The organism is Psychrobacter sp. 1Y4, assembly GCF_051847555.1.
The window spans coordinates 1-1,305 of the sequence record NZ_JBPYDE010000079.1 but is presented as its reverse complement, the minus strand read 5'-3'; the positions used below and the strand labels follow the sequence as shown (position 1 = coordinate 1,305).

The 1,305-nt window shown below is 41.9% G+C and carries 1 protein-coding gene and 1 pseudogene; one reads left to right on the top strand and one right to left on the bottom strand.

The window, feature by feature from the left end:
• Window positions 1-665, top strand: a pseudogene (locus tag ACS8FC_RS14295) (translational GTPase TypA); the annotation flags it as partial.
• 119 nt (window positions 666-784) lie between these two features.
• Here the strand turns inward: ACS8FC_RS14295 and ACS8FC_RS14290 are convergent.
• Entirely contained in the window at window positions 785-1,225 is a 441-nt protein-coding gene (locus ACS8FC_RS14290) for a hypothetical protein (RefSeq protein WP_439297246.1), read from the bottom strand.
• Between the last annotated feature and the right edge of the window lie 80 nt (window positions 1,226-1,305).

The following is a 1,305-nucleotide window of genomic DNA, read 5'->3' as shown; positions in this document are numbered from 1 at the left end:
TGCCAAAGCCAGTAAAGCCAAGCAAGCTACAAGAGCCGTATGAAAACGTTGTCTTCGATATCGAAGAAGAGCATCAGGGTTCTATTATGGAGCAGGTTGGTCTACGCAAAGGCGAAATGACCAATATGGAGCTTGATGGTAAAGGCCGTATGCGTATTGAGGCAACAGTACCAGCTCGTGGTTTGATCGGTTTCCGTTCTGAGTTTTTAACACTGACCTCAGGTAGTGGTATCATGACGTCAAGCTTCTCGCATTACGGTCCACAAAAGATTGGTGATGTGGGTGGTCGTTCAAACGGCGTATTGGTTTCTATGGCAAATGGTACTTGCCTAGGCTTTGCACTGTTTAACCTGCAAAAACGTGGTAAGTTATTTGCTGAGCCACAGCTCGAAGTGTATGAAGGTATGATTATTGGTCTTAACTCTCGTAACGATGATATGACGGTTAACCCAACAACCGGTAAGCAGCTTACTAACGTACGTGCTAGTGGTACTGATGAAGCGTTGACTTTGACACCAGCAGTTAAGTTCACGCTTGAGCAAGCGCTTGAGTTTATTCAAGATGATGAGCTAGTTGAAGTAACACCAAAAGCAGTACGTATTCGTAAACGCTACCTGACTGAAAGTGAGCGTAAGCGTCACGGCCGTAGTAAGAAAAATGCATAATATTTTAGTTTAACTAAAATGACGTAATAAAAAAGGCTAACGTAAAGTTAGCCTTTTTTATTGTCTATTCATAAAGTTATAGTTTTTGATTTATGCTAAAAACCATTAAACAAAGTTGCTTATGGCGTGACAACCACGTAATCGTTAGTATTGATCAAAATCTCTGATGGTTGGTCAACGACAATACGCACAGTATTATTGTTAATAACTTGTGATTTATAATAGTTGTCTTCAGCAACTGTACAGCCTAAACATCTTCCCATAGCATCCCAAGGCTCAACAAATAATTTTTGCTGCGCTTGATCGGCATTTCCACCGATAAGAGAGAAGGGCAGGCTCACGATATAGGCGGCGGTACCAGCCACAGCATTGACCAGTTGTAATGGTTTACCAACAATCGTATCTACTACCATCGTCTCATACGAAGGGCCAAAGTCAGTTTCGTCTATTTCTATGGCTGCAAAAGTAGGTTGCATACTAGCAGCCACTAACGCTAAGGAAGTAAAGACAGGTAACAACTTCTGCTTAACTGCGCGTTTGTTTTTGGCTTTAACCGTCATAACGATATCCTAAAATTCACAATGAGTATGATTAATGGCTGCTGCTGTCTCCACATAGGAATATCGCGGCAACGACAGGT

What these genes read in the sequence shown, in the direction of transcription:
- ACS8FC_RS14290 (WP_439297246.1), bottom strand. Translation starts at nt 1,225, where the DNA reads ATGACGGTTAAAGCCAAAAACAAACGCGCAGTTAAGCAGAAGTTGTTA.